Here is a 17,810-nt window from a genome sequence, read left to right as displayed (position 1 = left end):
ACGGAATTTTTTAATTTTTTAAATTAAATTGAAAATTCCGTTTATTTTTTACTTAATTACTTCAAAATATATCTATCTTATACATTATGAAATGATCGACAAAATGATATAAATATACAAATGAAATAATCTGTAATTATAACTTATTTTGAATATATTTATTAAGTCACTCACTTTCTTTTAAATATGTGTCCACTCTTTATAATATGACGTGTTAAGTACAATATGTGTGTGACTTTAACTATTACATTTGTCATAATAACAATTGATTATAGCTACTCTTTTATTATGCAAAAAGCTGAGACGATTAAACATCTCAGCTAAATGACATCTATATTATTTTTCTATTTTTGAAGTTTTACGTTTTCTTAAAAATGCTAAGCCTAAACCACCAACTAATACTGACCATGATGTCATTGTTGTATCGTGTTGCCCTGTTTGTGGTAAGTGTTGTACATGTTTATGATCTTTATGCGCTACATGTTTCATAGAATGCATTGCAGATGTTGAGTTATTTATTACGTCTATCGTATGGCCAGGTATTGTCATAGGTTGTGTAAGTTCATGATGTAACTCATGTTGATGATGATGCGTATGTTTAGCATTATTCATATGACGGTTAACATATTCACCTTTCATTTCATGTGTATCTCCACTTTGAGTTGATTCATATTTCATATCGTGATGACGCATAGGTTGAGTGTTATCTTCTACATGTGGACGACTTGAATGTATCCCTTGATTCATATCATCTGAATGATGAATTAATGTTTGTGAATGAGTATTATCTTTAGTTATTGTGTCGCTTTGATTTGTCTCATTTTTAACTGGAGACGCCATATCTTCTGTTTTGCCATTGTCTTTTGAAGATGTGTCGCCTGTGGTCTGATTACCATCTACATTACTTGCGTGGTTATCATCTATGTTAGATGTATCATCATTTTCTTTTGACGTGTCATTATCTGTTGTATCATCACTTGGTGTTTCATCTTCATTCTCACTAAGTAAATCATCTAATTCCCAAGTTGAAGTTGTGCCAGAAACTTCAAATGAGGCAATTAACAATGGTTTACCATTTGGACTTTCCTCTGCACTTTCAAAAGTAATGCCTTCTGGTGAAATATCTTTATTATCTGGATCATATAAATATTTTACAAAATATGGTTCATAAGGGTTAGTAATATCATAAATCATAATACCACCCACACGTTCTAAACCAACAAACGCATATGAATGATGACCTACTTGTCCAACTACCACATTTTCAACTTCTGGACCTTTATCATCGCTACGACCATCAACTTCAATATCATTGTAATCTTTATAATCTGCATTAAAACGTTCAGGTAATAATTCTAAAATACGTTGTTCAATATCATTGCCACTATCATAAATCATTTCTAAATCAGATCCTCTTAAAATTGAGAACGAACGACCGCCATAAGAGACTAACGCGTGGTATGTACTATTTTCGTCTTTAAAGGGTTGATCGGTTGTCACTTTTAAACGACCTAATTGGTCATCATCAAATAAACCATCTTTTACCATCTTATCTAATTCTTCTTGTGTATAACCTTGGTAATAGGTCGCATCTAACTGAATATCATCTTTAATTTTCTTCACACGTGTTTCTTCAGAGTATCCTTTATAATCTTGTGAATCTCCTTCATTCGCAATTACCAAATATGTTTCACCATTATATTCATAGGTTTCGATACCATCTGGTTGCAGTAAACCTAACACCGGTACGCGACGTAATTCTGTTTTACCGTCCTTATCAGACGTATCCATTGAATTTTGAACGAACGAATGATCTTTATACGGTAACGCTTTTACATCAACAATGGAAGCATTCGCAATATCAATTTTCGCAATGGCACTCACTTCTTGTAATGTGACATACGCATATTTACTTTGATTATCTACTGCAATATATTCTGGTTCAATATTTAAGTACGTATCTTCTGCATTAGGTCCTAATGTACGTAGCCCTTTTTGATGTTCTTTAGTAAATGATACTGTACGAATATCTTGTGTATTTAAATGACTTGGGCCATTTGCCACATCGATGACAGAAACAGACCCTTCAGGATTTACCGTATAATCATCATTCGGTTCACCTTCATTTGCGACAAGTACATACTTACCATCTTTAGAAAATGTGACCATGTCGGGAAGACTTCCTACCGTCACATGATTTAGATAAGCTCCATTTTTATCATAGAATGCTACGGTACCTGGTTGTGTTTTATCAATTGCTGGCGCAGACACCGCAAAATAATCGCCACTTGGATGAACAGCTACACTTGTCACATCTCCAGCTTCAATGCCATTATCTTGTAAGTAAATACGTTTTTTCAGATTAATCGTACCGTTCGCATTAGGATGTGCTGCGTCAATAATATCTAACGCTTCTTTATCGCCATTAATTGAATATGCATCACCCGTTGTAGGATTATATTTTACAATTTCCGTGCCACCATTACCGAAATCTGCACCACTTGTATAACGTCCTGTATGTGTCACATTCAATTGATCTTGTCCCGTACGAGATGCATTTTTTGTACGTTGCGCAGACGTCCACATTGGTGTTGTTGAAAGAAAAGCTTTCGGTTGTTGATTTTGTGTATTCGCATCTTGTTGTAACGCTTGATACAATACTTCTTTTTCATTAGACGTTAAGTTCTTAAATTCCGTCTTAGGGATGTCTTGAATATTGACTTTGCTTTCAGATGTGGACGCTACTGTAGACGTTGTGTCTACTTTTGGAGCAGGGTGTACAGATATTTGATTTGAGTAAGTTGAAATATTATCATGTACCGGCGTTACGTTATCCTCTTTCGCATCTTGAACAACAGACTTGTGTGACGTTGGTTTATTTTCTTGTGTTGAAAGTTGTTCTTGTGTAGATGGTTCTTTGGTAGAAGATTGTATTGTTTCTTTTTTAGTGCTTGTTGATTTTGATGGCGTAGATGATTGTTCTTTAATGTCTGTTGAAGATGATTGTTGTTGTGACGTTTCAGGTTGAGTTTTTATACTTTGTCGTATTGCAGGTGCTTTTGATGTTTCAGTTGTGGATGTTTCTTTAGTATGTATATCTTTTGTTGAAGATGCTTGTTCTGTAGATAGTTCTTCTCTTGTTGTCATAGTATTAGATTGACTTTCTTCCGATGAAGGCGTCTCTTCTGTGCTTGCAGTTTCTTGAGACGAAGGTGTTTCTTCTGTTGACTTTACTTCTTGTGTTAAAGGCGTCTCTTGTGTATTCGAAGTTGTTTCCGTTGTAAATGATTCCTGTGTAGTAGAAATTTCTTTTGTATTAGATCCTTCTTGTGTTGACGTTGATTCCTGTTTTGATTGGATGTGTTCAATAGATGTAGTCTCATGTGTTGTCGCTTCAGTTGTTTCAGCAGCAAACGCATGACCGCCACCTAAAAATAATAAACTTCCCACTAAGATTGACACTGCCCCAAAAGAATATTTACGAATCGAGAACGACTCTTTTTTATTAAATAACTGTTTCTTAGACATACAAAATCCCCCTGTAAAATGAAATAAATACACTTTCATCTTACAGAAAGAATGTTTAACAAATATAAGTGTAAAGTTAAGATAGAGTAAATCTATAAGAAATAGCCAATATAATTATCATAAAATATTTTTTATGATAATTATATTGAACAATCTTTTTAATAAGAACTAAACACTTTAAATTTTTTAATAATTATATTGATAAAAATGTCTACTTCAAATTGATTTTTTAGAAAAAATGATTATTTAAAGGACTATTACAAAAAATATTTGTTTAATACTGATAAAAAACTTAAATACTTTTAAATCAACGTTTAAGCCTTTTACTTATGATTATCGTTTATTCATTTTTTATACATCATTGATTTGACACGTTTTCATTTATTTTCATTCTTTAGTATATTGTATAGTTATTCCGTTAGTAAAATAAACAGCAAATATCCTAAAACGACCGCAATTATAACAATTTTGTTAACACTGCCCATATTACCCTACTCTATTGAATAAAATGCCTTCTGAAGGGTAAATACAAATATAAAGAAAATTAAATCAACTTTTAAAATAGATAAAGAAAAGCGGAAATGCTCAACCAAAGGAGGACTTCACTATTATGAAATACGTAGTAGTCGGAACATCACATGCTGGTTATGCTGTAATCGAAACATTATTAATATCAGATCCAGAGGCGGAAATCGAAGTATTTGAAAGTGCCAAAGCACCTTCATTCTTATCTTGCGGTATTCAAAGTTATTTAGAAGATGTTGCACCATCATTACAATCCTTACATTATGCAGATGCAGAATCATTAAAAGAACAAGGCGTGAACTTGCATCTTCAAACAACGGTAACGGATTTAAATACCCAAAATAAAACCGTGACTATTAGAAAAGATGGCCATACTTCAGAAGTCTCTTACGATAAATTATTCTTAAGCCCAGGTGCTGTACCAAACGAACTACCAATTAATGGCATCAACGATTACAATAATGTCTTATTTATGCGTGGTGAAGATTGGGCTGGCAAAATCAAAGAACGCATGCAACATGCGAAGAAAGCCATTGTAGTCGGCGGCGGTTATATCGGTATCGAAGCAGCCGAAGCCTTTACCAAAGCCGGCATTGATACAACACTTATGGATGACCACGATCGTATTATCAACACTTATTTAGATAAAGAATTTACAGATATTCTAGAGAAAAACATTGCCGAACACGGTTTAAAATTTAAAGGAAATGCAAGCGTTAAAGCCTTGAAAGCAGACGAAAACAACAATGTTACAGCCGTAGTCACAGATGACGGCGAATACGAAGCAGATACAGTATTATTTGCTGTCGGCGTTAAACCTGCAACAGAATGGTTAGACGGCAAAGTTGAACTCGGCAAAAAAGGCATTATCAAAATCAACGACCGCTTAGAAACATCAGAAAAAGACGTTTATGCAAGTGGCGACGCAACGCTTATTCCATTCGCGCCTATCAACGAAGACCGCTATATTGCACTTGCAACTAACTCTCGTCGTCAAGGTTACGTAGCAGCACGCAACATGGCAGGCAAAGACATGAAGATGCCACGCGTTTCAGGTACATCTGGTCTTTCTTTATTCGATTACAAATTCGGGCAAACAGGCGTACATGAAACAGAAAAAGACAGTTACGACGGCAACTTAGGAGCAAAATATATCGAAGTGCCTGTGCGTCCTAAATTCCGTCAAGACGATACAACAGTTCACCTTAAAATCATGTTCGATGAAGATACACATCGCATTCTAGGCGGACAAATTATGAGTACGGAAGACTTAGTAGAATCTATCAATACACTATCGGTTGCAATCAATGCAGGCTGGACATTAGAAGAACTCGCATTAGTCGACTTCTTCTTCCAACCAGACTTTAACCGTCCATGGAACTACTTGAACATCCTAGCACAACGCGCATTAGGCGACGATGTCTTCCCTAAAGACAAACAACTCTTCTAAACCCTTACGGACAAAAAAAGGTGCGTCTCTCCTCGAGAAGAGACGCACCTTTTTAATGAGCTTAATACCATTTTAAAGAGACTCCAACCCTTTGAAAGCATATAAAAGAATCGATAAGTCTGCATACCCACTTATCGATTTTTACTTTATTTAGAGATACATTTCTTTAATGTGGCGAGTTTGATTAACCTTCTTTTCTTTTTCCAATTCTTCACGATTTGCTTGATTTCACTAGTAGCTTTTTTCATTTTTAAAATTTTAAATACCTTTATTTTGAAATTTAAGGGGTATTTTAAAGATTTAGAGGCAATTTTATATAAGTTCTTAAAACGCAAATATGAGTCAAATAAATGTATTTTAAGTACATCAACTAAAATTTGAGACAAACCAGTGAGTAATTTTTTCAACACTAAATATTTTTAAATTTTCTAGTTGTTTTTCTAAACTTTGATTAAGTGATGATACTCTCGCATAGCCAACAATCATTGATTTCCACCTCGAAATTAATATACACCCTAACCATACGTTCTAGTTACTATAACTTCAATAACTACATCTGTATGATTAGGGTGTACCCTAAATTATATTGTTCCATAGTTAATAGAAATATTGAAATTTACTATAATTAAACTGTCAAGGTAAGTAGGAATATGCATTGTAAAGCTTGATATGTCAGTAATAATAAAGAAGAATAGGCCTAGTAAGAAAAAGGCTGATCTTTTTTTGACCGTAGTAATATGGAATGCCTTCAATGTGTTGTGTTTGTTTGTGAGAATCTATATCAATTTTTTGGTTCTGTTGCAAAGTTGAATTTATAGTATAATTTTAACAAAAAGAAGTCTTCTGTATGAACTATTTCAGATATAAACAATTTAACAAGGATGTTATCACTGTAGCCGTTGGCTACTATCTAAGATATGCATTGAGTTATCGTGATATATCTGAAATATTAAGGGAACATGGTGTAAACGTTCATCATTCAACGGTCTACCGTTGGGTTCAAGAATATGCCCCAATTTTGTATCAAATTTGGAAGAAAAAGCATAAAAAAGCTTATTACAAATGGCGTATTGATGAGACGTACATCAAAATAAAAGGAAAATGGAGCTATTTATATCGTGCCATTGATGCAGAGGGACATACATTAGATATTTGGTTGCGTAAGCAACGAGATAATCATTCAGCATATGCGTTTATCAAACGTCTCATTAAACAATTTGGTAAACCTCAAAAGGTAATTACAGATCAGGCACCTTCAACGAAGGTAGCAATGGCTAAAGTAATTAAAGCTTTTAAACTTAAACCTGACTGTCATTGTACATCGAAATATCTGAATAACCTCATTGAGCAAGATCACCGTCATATTAAAGTAAGAAAGACAAGGTATCAAAGTATCAATACAGCAAAGAATACTTTAAAAGGTATTGAATGTATTTACGCTCTATATAAAAAGAACCGCAGGTCTCTTCAGATCTACGGATTTTCGCCATGCCACGAAATTAGCATCATGCTAGCAAGTTAAGCGAACACTGACATGATAAATTAGTGGTTAGCTATATTTTTTTATTTTGCAACAGAACCCCCCTATAAATATCAACCAACCAGCCCATCCATAGCTAAGTATAATCTTACGCATTTCCGCAGGTGACGGTAAACTTAAATGGAAATTTATCCATAATAAGAAGACTCCTACAGCTACTAAAATAATTAAAGAACCTACCGAACGAAAAGAAAACATACTATTGCGCTTCTCACCTAATTTCATAAAGTCTTCTCATTGATTTCGACCTTGGAAGATGGGTCGTATAAACTTAATAAAGTATATTGGTTAGCTAACCTTGCATTTTTATCAGGAATCTCACATAGTTCGACCACTTTTCTAAAAAACCTTATAAATTTCATTTCCATTCCTCCTGAATTTCCATTTTTATTACTTTTAAAATTTCTATTGATTTTGCTACTTTTTTCATTCTCACTAATTAAGATTAGTTCATTCAATAAAGAGTCTCTTAGTATTTTAAAAATCAAATTCTATCTTAATAAAAATGATTTACATACATTATATTTATACTTGAAATTGGATATATCTAAATAAATTTTGCCAATCTTCAAATATAACTTTTTTTAAAGAACTATTATAAAATACTGAAGCAGGATGATAAAAAGGAAAAACAACATATTCTTTTTCTGACCGTGTATAATTATTATAGTTATTATCTAAAACAACTATTTTAGTTATTATTTTTTTTCCATGACAGTCACTTAAATTTTTTGAAAAACCAGTAATTCTTTCATATGAGGTTTTACCTAAAGTCACAATAATTCGAGGATCCACTTTCTTGATTTCCCAATCTATTAGCGGAGCCTGAGCAAATATTTCTTTTTTATTAGGCTTTCTATTTTTATTTTTACTATTGTAAGGACGACTTCTTACAATGCTCGATATAAAAATATTTTCCCTCTTCAAACCTACATCATTTAACTTTTCATTTAATATTAGACCAGATTTACCAGAGAAAGGTACATTGGTTTTTATTTCATTAACTCCCGGAGCTTCACCAATAAACATAATATTTGCTTCTTTGTCACCTGATCCTTCTACTAACCCTTCTAGGTCAAAGTTCTTAGATCTTTGTTTAACCAATCTTAATATATCATTAGGATATCTCATTTTAAACCCTCCAATTTAAAGTATAATAAAAGAAATAATTGCAACTAATATTGAAGTAACAAACATAATTAACAAAACTTTGAATACTCTTTATTTTAGTACTTACAAAGGACATTTAGCCCTAGCCTAATCATAGATGTCCTAAGTAAGTTGTCAAAACTGAAAAATTCCTATTACATTATCTAATAATAACTACGCTAGCTAGTTGTACTAGCACCAATACCAAAATTAATTGCTGTAATTATTAATAAGGAGCAGAAAATAATATAACAAATGTATCTCGGTTCTGTTGCAAAGTTGAATTTATAGTATAATTTTAACAAAAAGGAGTCTTCTGTATGAACTATTTCAGATATAAACAATTTAACAAGGATGTTATCACTGTAGCCGTTGGCTACTATCTAAGATATGCATTGAGTTATCGTGATATATCTGAAATATTAAGGGAACGTGGTGTAAACGTTCATCATTCAACGGTCTACCGTTGGGTTCAAGAATATGCCCCAATTTTGTATCAAATTTGGAAGAAAAAGCATAAAAAGCTTATTACAAATGGCGTATTGATGAGACGTACATCAAAATAAAAGGAAAATGGAGCTATTTATATCGTGCCATTGATGCAGAGGGACATACATTAGATATTTGGTTGCGTAAGCAACGAGATAATCATTCAGCATATGCGTTTATCAAACGTCTCATTAAACAATTTGGTAAACCTCAAAAGGTAATTACAGATCAGGCACCTTCAACGAAGGTAGCAATGGCTAAAGTAATTAAAGCTTTTAAACTTAAACCTGACTGTCATTGTACATCGAAATATCTGAATAACCTCATTGAGCAAGATCACCGTCATATTAAAGTAAGAAAGACAAGGTATCAAAGTATCAATACAGCAAAGAATACTTTAAAAGGTATTGAATGTATTTACGCTCTATATAAAAAGAACCGCAGGTCTCTTCAGATCTACGGATTTTCGCTATGCCACGAAATTAGCATCATGCTAGCAAGTTAAGCGAACACTGACATGATAAATTAGTGGTTAGCTATATTTTTTTACTTTGCAACAGAACCAATTTTTTAATATACTTATAGTCTAACTATAAAAGTACTTAGCAACAATAAATGTCACAGTTGATAAACAAATAGATACAATAATGACAGCTATTAATGGTTTGAAAGCACGATCTTTTAAGTCTTTAAATGAAACATTTAACCCTAATGCAACCATTGCCATCAATAAGCATATAGTCGTGACATTATCGATAATTTGCATAACCATGTGTGGCAATGGCACATAAGTATGGAACAGTGCCATCATGACAAAACCAAGTAAAAAGTAAGGTACATCAATACGTTTTTTTTCGGTCTCGCCCTGTGATTTAAATCTCATAATTAGAATTAAAATAATACTCAAAGGTATTAATAAAAACACACGTCCCAGTTTTCCTAACAATCCAATACTCAAAGCTGCTTGACCTGAGAAATCCGCAGCAAGAATTACATGTGCAATTTCATGTAAACTTGTGCCTGACCAGACTCCAAATACTTCAGGAGATATTGTAAAAACAGAATATATCACAGTATATGCAAGTGAAAATATAGTGCCAATAAGTGCGACAATCCCGATACTAATCGCAGAATCTTTTTCTCTGGACTTTAATATTGGAGATATTGCTGCAATAGCCGCCGCGCCACATACCCCAGTGCCAATACCTAATAATAGCGTGAGGTGTTTATCCCCTTTAATGTATTTATTTAGTAACAACATTAACCCGATACTAAAAAGGATGACACCAATATCGATTAATAACAAACCGCTACCTTTTCCAATCACATCATAAATATTTAACTTTAATCCATATAATATAATAGCTAATTTCAGTAACCGTTTAGACGAAAATGCGATTCCTGAACGATATGCTTCAGGATAACCCTTAAAATGTCTATATAAAATCGCAATCAGTATAGCAATTGTTAAAGCACCTATCTTATCTAAAAATGGTAACTTTGATCCTAATAAACTTATAACTGCGATGATAAATGTGAATAATAAACCATAAATAAAGGCTTTGCTTTTTAAGGACTTCACTTTTTAACTCCTCCTTTATCCAAAGCTTAGCATCGCATAGTTATAACGTGAAATAAATATTTAGTATATTACTCATAACATTTTTGTTATAATAGAGGTATTCAAATGTTAGGAGACCTAGTTAATGGATTCATTAAAAGTTCTAAATGAAGTAGTTAAAACGCAAAGTTTTACTAAAGCTGCAGAAAATTTATATACTTCACAGCCATCAATAAGTCGTGATATTAAACGATTAGAACTGGAATATGATATAAAAATTTTCGAATTTAGACATTCTAAAATGTCTTTAACAAGTGATGGGGAGAAACTATTTCAATATGCTTTACAACGTGAGCGTTTAGAACAAACCTTAAGACACGATTTGAAAATGCAACCTGATACAATTTCGGGAGATGTAACGATAGGGAGTAGTTACACTTATGGCGAATATCGATTGTCACAACATCTTACTGATTTAGCCAAAAAATATCCTGAATTATACATTCATGTGTATTTAAATAATTCTGATACAGTATTACAACATATTAAGAATAACACTATCGATTTAGGTATAATCGAAAAAGAGGTTCAAAGTAATATTATACACAGTAGACGTATTGCTCAAGATGAAATAGTACTAATTCGTAAAAAGTCATCATCTTCAAATAAATCAATATGTTTTATCAGAGAACGTGGATCAGGTACAAGAGTCTATCAAGAAAATGCGTTATCACAAATGACTTCATCCTCTTATTTAGTAGAAATTAATAACACAAATCTAATTAAAAATATGGTTCATGCTGATAAAGGCTTTTCTATTGTTTCTAAATCAACATTAACACCTTATGATTTAGAAAAGCTAGAAGTAACAAACTTAGACATCACACGCTATTTCTATTTAGTCATACATAAAGATAAGTATATTGATACGAAGCTTAATGAAGTTATCAAAAATTTGGTTTCATGAATTTTGATCTTTGTATTATTTATTCTAAATTTAATGCATGTTCTAATGACAATCTATTTAAAAAAGGATAAATTCTCAATATATAACATTCATAATTTACCCTTTAAATTATTGACAATTAGCGTCAAAAATATTAAAACGATACCTTGTAACTAATACCGTACATATCACTTTGCTTTGCATTCCTCTACTAACCAGTGTTATAATTTGATTAACAAATAGTGTACTAACATGATAAACACCGAGCCCGATAACTACTGCGAATAGTTATCGGGCTTTTTTGGTGTATTAGCTATATGTCGTCGCTAAATTACTTTTCACGATTATTCAGCCAATGAGAAAATAACGTGAGTATAACTCCTACTATGATAGGAGCTATAATAGTTACAAATAGTGTACTGAACATGATGTCACCTCCTTCCATGCTAAATACAGCACAGAAGTGAACGACGACTTTTGTATTATATCATTTCTAATAATTGAGTTACAGATAACTTCCGATAAGTTAAATTATGTATTATTTTCTGTTTTTTTCTTTCCTTGTATTTTTTCAAATTCTTCTATATGGTTCAAAATCATTGTTGGAGTAATATTGATATATCTACTTTTAAGCTTTATTTTGGGGTAAGTAATAGAAAAATAAGTTACATTGATATTCTGAGATAGTGTGGCGTATAAGAAAATAAAATTGATGAGGAATGAATGGGGGAATATCCTCCTTTTGTTATAGATACTATTTTTTAAAAAGATGATTATATTCAATAAATTCACGTGATTTATATGTAAATATGTATATTTAACGCAAAATAATAATTACTTAATTTACTCGTTTGAGTTTGTATTTTAATAACTGGAGCATATTGGCTAAAAGAGGATGATTGTATGAAATCAGTTACTTATCAAGGATATAAAAATATGGAAGTATGTGAAGTAAATGATCCAATAGAAATTATCACTCATACTATGCCGTTAGAAGGTGTAAAAGAAGCTTATGATATCTTTGATCAGAAAAAAGATAATACTATTAAAGTTATTTTAAAACCACAAAAACATATAGATAAAGACGCCTTACTTTGAATAACTCGTTCAAAGTTGAGGCGTTTTTTACATATATATTTAAATTTTAATATTTTTCTATTTAGAAATTTCTTCCAGAAATTCATCCCCCCAATCACAAATTGCATAAACTACTTTATCGAGTGTTTTTCCTATGTTTGTTAACTTATACTCAACTTTTGGTGGAACTACTGGATAGACAATTCTTTCAATATTTCTATATTGAAAGAATCTATGATAAGAAAAGAGTTGAATGAATATAATAAATATAAACTCATCCAACTCTTCTATTTCTATTGATTGATATAGCGTTTCAAGTGTTTAGATGTCAATGTTTCTGAACTATCAATAAAGTTTTTAGGCGTTCCACTAAATTGGACCTTTCCGCCATCCAACCCAGGGCCTGGGCCGACATCGATGATCCAATCTGCTTCACACATAATCGATAAATTATGTTCAATCAAAATAACTGTATTGTTTTGATCAATTAAATCATCAAAACACTCCATCAATATAGGGATATCCGATTCATGTAGGCCTGTGGTTGGTTCGTCAAAAATAAAAATACTATTTTTTATCTCTTCATCTAAATGTTGTGCTAGTTTCACACGTTGAATCTCTCCACCAGACAAAGTCGATAAAGGTTGTCCAAGTGACATATAATTCAAACCTGTTTTACTTACAGATTGTAATTTTGACTTAATATCATTCTTTTTATCAAAGAAAATAATACCTTCGTCAACCGTCAAATCGAGAACATCGGCGATTGAATACCCATCTATGGTAGCATCTAATACTTCTTGTTTATAACGTTTACCATGACAAACTTCACATGTCTGTGAAAAATCACCCATAAAAGCAAGTTCCGTTTTAATATAGCCCTTTCCACCACAATTTGGACAGGCACCTTTTGAGTTATAACTAAACATAGCTTTATTTAAGCCTGTTTCTTTACTGAAAAAGCTTCTTACGCTATCAAAAACACCTAAATACGTTAACAGATTAGATCTATTAGATCCTTGAACTGCTTTTTGATCAATAAAGATGGTATGGTCATTATTTTCAAAACCTGCTTTAACAAGAGTACTCTTACCTGAACCAGCAACGCCTGTTAAGACTGTTAGTACGTGTTTAGGTATAGACGTTTTTACGTTATTTAAATTGTTTTGTGTCACAGGACCGATATTATAAAAATGGTTCGATTCACGAATATTCTCTTTTAAATTATGTTTGTTACGTAATGCGTTACCTGTCGAAGTATTTGAAGATAGTAATTCATTATATGTTCCTTCAAATGTGATTTCACCACCATTTTTTCCTGAACCTGGCCCCATATCTATGATATAGTCTCCTTCTTTAATAACATCGGGATCATGTTCAACAATTAACACAGTATTGCCTTTGTCTTTTAAAGATTTTAAAATTTCATTGATTTTAGCTATATCTTCCGGATGCAAGCCAACACTTGGTTCATCTATAATGTAAACCAAATCCGATAAAGAACTATTTAAATGACGTATTAATTTAAGACGTTGCGCTTCACCGCCTGATAATGTCGTCGTGACACGGTTAAGCGTTAAATAACTTAATCCAATATATTCTAGTGCTTCTAACTGCTTTTTGAGAGGATCAATAATATATTTAGCTGTTGGATCCTCTAATTTATTAAGAAACTCTAAATTTTCTTTAATTGTCATTTGTGTGAAATCAGAAATATTTTTACTCATAATTTCAGAACTTAATATTTTCGAGTTTAAACGTTGACCTTTACATGTGGGACATATTTTATTATTTACTACATTTTTAAGATGTTTGGCGTAGCGTTTCTTATTAAATTCTTTATCGCCTAAAAATATTCTACTGAATCTAGGTATTAGTCCTACATATTTAGCTGACTTTCTCCATTCTTTAGGAGGATTTTTTAACGTCATTGGCTCTTGATATAAAAATAATTCTAATTCATCTTTTGTATAGTCTTTCAATTTTTTATTATTATCAAATAAACCACTATCTCGATAGGCTTTACCACGCTCTTTATCTGGTCCAAAAGAAGGAAAGTCTATTGCACCTTCATTTAAAGACTTATCCCAATCTAGCAATTCATCTAAGTTAATGTCTTCAATATATCCTAATCCTTCACAAGTTTTACACATGCCCTTAGGACTATTGAAGGAATATGCATCTGAATAGCCAACAAACGGTTCGCCTATTCTAGACCACAGTAATCTAACGGAGGCATATATATCCGAAACTGTTCCTACCGTAGAGCGAGAATTCCCATTGAATCTTTTCTGATTAATTGTCATTGCTACAGGAAGATTTTTAATTTTTTTCACTTTCGGTCTGGGTTGTTGATTTAAATGAAATTGGATATAACTGGAATAACTTTCATTTAGTAGCTGTTCAGATTCCGCAGCAATAGTATTAAACACTAAAGATGATTTCCCTGAACCAGAACGTCCTGTAAATACGGTTACTAAGTGTTTTGGGATATTTACATCTATGTTTTTCAAGTTATTTTGTGAAGCACCTGTAATATTAATAAAATCCATTAAGTATCCTCCCTTTATAATCTTTACAACATTGATTATTGCATATTAATCAATGATTAACTACTCATTCAAAAGACGACAACTTTAAGTCTTTTATATTACAAATTATTCCACCAATTCAATCCGTCTTCACTAAATAATTTTTTCACTTTCTTTAGGTCCATAGCTTCCAGAGGCATAATTAGGAAACTGTGGCTGTTCTTGTTTTCATACATTTACAATATCAACGAGTAATATAAAAATGTTTTCAAAATTCAATTACACTATATTTATATCAATAGCGTTAATTTTTGTTAATACTGAAATTTTTGTCATCTACGAACATATTGATATAAATAGAATTATAAAATTTAAAATATGACTCATTTGTCAGTATTGTTTAAAAACAGGAGCTATGTAAAAATGAGTTATATCAAATATTAAAAGATAGATGTCAGTACTTTAAATGTTTATAGAACTTTTAAATAAAATACACTTCAATATATAGTACTTTCTATTATAAAGTTATTAATTATCTGGACAGGAAGAAACTCATGATACTCGTTTCAAAAAACAAAAAAGAAAGGGTTAATTATGCTAAATATTAAAGACCAAAATTATTTTAAAAGAGCATTAAATTTCTTTATACTATCAACAATTCTACTACTAATGACAATTCCAATCGCTTTATTTTTTCATCCTTCAGAAGAATTTATAAAACAATTAGGATCCAATTCACCTGAAAGCGTTAGTAAATCACAAGGTCTAAAAAAAGTTTGGGGGTTTATACAAAATAATGGCTTTCATGTACCAATACAAATGCTTTTGTTAGCTTTAATACCCATACCATTTTTATATACTCTAAACTTAATAGTATCACTTATTATTCCTGGCATACTATTCGGTTTTTTCATCCATTTTGATACTTACAAAGGTCTAACTAGCTTAATCGCTTATATACCCCATTACACTTTGGAAATTATGAGTTTTTGTATATTTACTAGTGGTCTTTATATGCTAAATAAATCAATCTTAAGAAAAATAATCAATCTATTCAGAAAAGAAAAAAAGCAAAACTACTCTTTCAAATTAAGTTTAATTAATTTATTAAAAGCATATTTATTCGTCTGTTTACCATTGGTTATATTAGCAGCATTTACTGAAACATATGTAGCTGATATGCTCTCAAATTTAATGAATTAACTACAATCAAAAAAATACAAAATCGCAAAAAGTGAGGTCATTTTATGTTTCTTGAAAAATTAAAATGCAGTCATTGTGAAAAAGAAATCGACAAAAACGAAAATATAACAATACACACAAATTCAAAAAATCTTAATGGCGTAACAAATCTAAAAAGTTGGGCTAAAAATCAAAACGTTTTATGTGAAAAATGCTCAAAATAAAAAAGAGCCTGTGTTTAGGCTCTTTTTATCAGTACATCACATACGATTATTAGTATTTCCATGTCTTTGTTTAACTAATAAATAAACACCATTTATTAAACCCAAAATAGTCCAAGCAACTGATAAGTAGACATTATCCAGACTATAAATTGGAGCCATAAAAATTAAAAAGAAAATATTCATAACAAACGAAATACGATGAAATGTACTGAGCTTATTAATATCAATTCTGTTATTTTGAATAATAAATCACCTCTTGATATTTATATTATTTCAAAATTTTTACTTTATTCCAATTGCTTTATTGACGTTGAATCTCCGAACCCATAACAAACCCAAAACTTGTCGAATGGTCGACTTAATAGGTCACGCTATGCCAACATTCGTTTGCAAGTTTAGTTAAGGGTTCTTCTCAACACAAAACAAATCTTCTTGTCATAAATGTGCATTTTATTTTTTACTTTTATTTCCTTTTAAAACATAAGTAAATAAAGTCATAAATATTGCAAAAAACAATGCAGAAATAAGACTTGGATATACATCAAAATCAAGGAGGGGTATCACTAAATCAAGTAGCAAATTTAAAATAAAAAAAGAAACAAAGAAATATACGAAATATAAAACAAATTTCAAAATTAATCTTCCTTTTCCAACAAAACGTTATCACAAACATAATTTTAAATATCCCTTTCGCAGAGTATTTTGATTATGGTTTTTATTATTATGTGATTCTTGTGTCTGTTTCTTATCCTCTCGATTTTCATCAACTAATGTTTATCGACCATGCACTTAATAATATAGTACTAATTAATGCTATACTTAATACTTTTTCATCATTAAAATATCCCAACCTTCTAAGATACTTAACTTCTTAGATGATCTCTTTATTTATCATTTCCAATATTTACTTTTAGAATTATAAATTACAGACGCTATTCCAAAACTGGCTATAATAAAAATGAGTATGTATATAGAAAAGTTATCAGTCTGTATGTAAAATTTAAAAAGAAGAAACAATAAGAAAGCCACGATGAAATACACAGGAATAAATGCTTTTTTCCAAAAGATAGAATCTTTCATGAATATCCTCCTTTAATAATATTTTTTTATCCATATATTAAGGTTAACATTTTATATTAATCTATTTCTAAAACTATTTGTATCATTATATTTTATTCTCATATGTAAAAATTTAGAATATAAATAAGTGTCTTAGGTATGTTTAAATTATAGTTTTAACAAATTATATACGTAGCTTTCTAAATATACTTTTAAAATTTCAGCTATAATAAATAATCGTAATGCCTTTTATCATTATTGTAATTGCACGAAAATGATAGTTGATTGTTATTTTAAATCACGTTATGTTTGAAACAAGAATTCTAGATGTACAAGGAGTTCATTACATGAAATTTATTAGTATTGTTTTAGGATTGCTAGTTATCATTTCATGGTTATTTGTTTTACGAGAATACCAACATGGACATGAGAAAACAGAAAAAGGAAAGTTAGTCATTATCATTGCTTGTATATTGACTTTCATTATGACATTAATCAATACACTCGATTAACAAAAAAACAGCACCTCACAATGAGGTGCTGCTCTTT

At 31.1% G+C, this 17,810-nt stretch carries 13 protein-coding genes and 3 pseudogenes; 7 read left to right on the top strand and 9 right to left on the bottom strand.

All coding sequences use genetic code 11. The annotated features are described in order from the left end of the window. Positions 1–336 precede the first annotated feature (336 nt). A complete protein-coding gene (locus NST64_RS00735) occupies positions 337–3,528 on the bottom strand; it encodes a choice-of-anchor I family protein (RefSeq protein WP_107632421.1) in 3,192 nt (1,063 codons plus the stop codon). A gap of 610 nt (positions 3,529–4,138) precedes the next feature. On the opposite strand from NST64_RS00735, the gene NST64_RS00730 reads away from it, so the two are divergent. Next, positions 4,139–5,503 carry an FAD-dependent oxidoreductase gene (locus NST64_RS00730; RefSeq protein WP_145441975.1) on the top strand — a complete coding sequence of 455 codons (1,365 nt, stop codon included), beginning with the start codon at positions 4,139–4,141 and terminating at the stop codon, positions 5,501–5,503. Positions 5,504–5,899: 396 nt separating this feature from the next. Here NST64_RS00730 and NST64_RS00725 read toward each other — a convergent pair. After that, a pseudogene (locus tag NST64_RS00725) lies at positions 5,900–5,989 on the bottom strand (recombinase family protein); the annotation flags it as partial. Positions 5,990–6,350: 361 nt separating this feature from the next. Between NST64_RS00725 and NST64_RS00720 the strand changes: the two are divergent. After that, positions 6,351–7,025 carry an IS6-like element IS257 family transposase gene (locus NST64_RS00720; RefSeq protein WP_340731012.1) on the top strand — a complete coding sequence of 225 codons (675 nt, stop codon included), beginning with the start codon at positions 6,351–6,353 and terminating at the stop codon, positions 7,023–7,025. Positions 7,026–7,568: 543 nt separating this feature from the next. Here the strand turns inward: NST64_RS00720 and NST64_RS00715 are convergent. Beyond that, entirely contained in the window at positions 7,569–8,174 is a 606-nt protein-coding gene (locus NST64_RS00715; protein ID WP_002470467.1) for a uracil-DNA glycosylase, read from the bottom strand. Positions 8,175–8,512: 338 nt separating this feature from the next. Between NST64_RS00715 and NST64_RS00710 the strand changes: the two genes are divergently transcribed. Then, positions 8,513–9,186 (top strand): IS6-like element IS257 family transposase gene (locus NST64_RS00710; protein WP_232164146.1). Its coding sequence is split into 2 segments (ribosomal slippage): positions 8,513–8,717 and positions 8,717–9,186, totalling 675 coding nucleotides; the frame shifts between segments, so codons are not numbered across the junction. Positions 9,187–9,267: 81 nt separating this feature from the next. Here NST64_RS00710 and NST64_RS00705 read toward each other — a convergent pair. Then, positions 9,268–10,263 (bottom strand): YeiH family protein, encoded by a 996-nt coding sequence (locus NST64_RS00705; RefSeq protein WP_070664406.1) that lies wholly within the window; start codon positions 10,261–10,263, stop codon positions 9,268–9,270. 124 nt (positions 10,264–10,387) lie between these two features. Here NST64_RS00705 and NST64_RS00700 point away from each other — a divergent pair, with 124 nt between their 5' ends. Beyond that, positions 10,388–11,209, top strand: coding sequence for a LysR family transcriptional regulator (locus NST64_RS00700; RefSeq protein WP_058714447.1), 822 nt, complete (start codon positions 10,388–10,390; stop codon positions 11,207–11,209). Positions 11,210–11,519: 310 nt separating this feature from the next. On the opposite strand, the gene NST64_RS00695 is transcribed toward NST64_RS00700, so the two are convergent. After that, positions 11,520–11,615, bottom strand: a complete 96-nt coding sequence (locus NST64_RS00695; protein WP_000493114.1) for a type I toxin-antitoxin system Fst family toxin — start codon at positions 11,613–11,615, stop codon at positions 11,520–11,522. A gap of 521 nt (positions 11,616–12,136) precedes the next feature. On the opposite strand from NST64_RS00695, the pseudogene NST64_RS00690 reads away from it, so the two are divergent. Beyond that, positions 12,137–12,286, top strand: a pseudogene (locus NST64_RS00690) (alcohol dehydrogenase); the annotation flags it as partial. A 57-nt stretch (positions 12,287–12,343) separates the two neighbouring features. Here NST64_RS00690 and NST64_RS00685 read toward each other — a convergent pair. Both NST64_RS00685 and NST64_RS00680 read right to left on the bottom strand, forming a co-directional pair. Further along, positions 12,344–12,478 (bottom strand): annotated as a pseudogene (locus tag NST64_RS00685) (winged helix-turn-helix transcriptional regulator); the annotation flags it as partial. Between the two features lie 80 nt (positions 12,479–12,558). After that, on the bottom strand, positions 12,559–14,817 hold the full coding sequence (locus tag NST64_RS00680; protein ID WP_199184107.1) for an ATP-binding cassette domain-containing protein: 2,259 nt from the start codon (positions 14,815–14,817) through the stop codon (positions 12,559–12,561). A 573-nt stretch (positions 14,818–15,390) separates the two neighbouring features. Here NST64_RS00680 and NST64_RS00675 point away from each other — a divergent pair. Then, positions 15,391–15,999: a stage II sporulation protein M gene (locus NST64_RS00675; protein ID WP_002449494.1), complete on the top strand. Its 609-nt coding sequence runs from the start codon at positions 15,391–15,393 to the stop codon at positions 15,997–15,999. A gap of 653 nt (positions 16,000–16,652) precedes the next feature. Here the strand turns inward: NST64_RS00675 and NST64_RS00670 are convergent. Together NST64_RS00670 and NST64_RS00665 are read right to left on the bottom strand one after the other, a co-directional pair. Then, positions 16,653–16,835 carry a hypothetical protein gene (locus tag NST64_RS00670; RefSeq protein ID WP_019835089.1) on the bottom strand — a complete coding sequence of 61 codons (183 nt, stop codon included), beginning with the start codon at positions 16,833–16,835 and terminating at the stop codon, positions 16,653–16,655. Positions 16,836–17,093: 258 nt separating this feature from the next. Next, positions 17,094–17,282: a hypothetical protein gene (locus tag NST64_RS00665; RefSeq protein WP_002454655.1), complete on the bottom strand. Its 189-nt coding sequence runs from the start codon at positions 17,280–17,282 to the stop codon at positions 17,094–17,096. 326 nt (positions 17,283–17,608) lie between these two features. Here NST64_RS00665 and NST64_RS00660 point away from each other — a divergent pair, with 326 nt between their 5' ends. Further along, complete coding sequence (locus NST64_RS00660) at positions 17,609–17,773, top strand: hypothetical protein (protein ID WP_002449328.1); 165 nt, start codon at positions 17,609–17,611, stop codon at positions 17,771–17,773. Positions 17,774–17,810 lie beyond the last annotated feature (37 nt).

The sequence above is a fragment of the Staphylococcus sp. FSL W8-1268 genome, assembly GCF_038003965.1.
Classification (GTDB): domain Bacteria; phylum Bacillota; class Bacilli; order Staphylococcales; family Staphylococcaceae; genus Staphylococcus; species Staphylococcus hominis.
Note: the sequence above shows the minus strand (reverse complement) of the source record. Positions and strands in the feature narration are given on the sequence as shown.

What these genes read in the sequence shown, in the direction of transcription:
- NST64_RS00665 (WP_002454655.1), bottom strand. Translation starts at nt 17,282, where the DNA reads ATGAAAGATTCTATCTTTTGGAAAAAAGCATTTATTCCTGTGTATTTC.
- NST64_RS00675 (WP_002449494.1), top strand. Translation starts at nt 15,391, where the DNA reads ATGCTAAATATTAAAGACCAAAATTATTTTAAAAGAGCATTAAATTTC.
- NST64_RS00720 (WP_340731012.1), top strand. Translation starts at nt 6,351, where the DNA reads ATGAACTATTTCAGATATAAACAATTTAACAAGGATGTTATCACTGTA.
- NST64_RS00700 (WP_058714447.1), top strand. Translation starts at nt 10,388, where the DNA reads ATGGATTCATTAAAAGTTCTAAATGAAGTAGTTAAAACGCAAAGTTTT.
- NST64_RS00735 (WP_107632421.1), bottom strand. Translation starts at nt 3,528, where the DNA reads ATGTCTAAGAAACAGTTATTTAATAAAAAAGAGTCGTTCTCGATTCGT.
- NST64_RS00730 (WP_145441975.1), top strand. Translation starts at nt 4,139, where the DNA reads ATGAAATACGTAGTAGTCGGAACATCACATGCTGGTTATGCTGTAATC.
- NST64_RS00660 (WP_002449328.1), top strand. Translation starts at nt 17,609, where the DNA reads ATGAAATTTATTAGTATTGTTTTAGGATTGCTAGTTATCATTTCATGG.
- NST64_RS00680 (WP_199184107.1), bottom strand. Translation starts at nt 14,817, where the DNA reads ATGGATTTTATTAATATTACAGGTGCTTCACAAAATAACTTGAAAAAC.
- NST64_RS00715 (WP_002470467.1), bottom strand. Translation starts at nt 8,174, where the DNA reads ATGAGATATCCTAATGATATATTAAGATTGGTTAAACAAAGATCTAAG.
- NST64_RS00695 (WP_000493114.1), bottom strand. Translation starts at nt 11,615, where the DNA reads ATGTTCAGTACACTATTTGTAACTATTATAGCTCCTATCATAGTAGGA.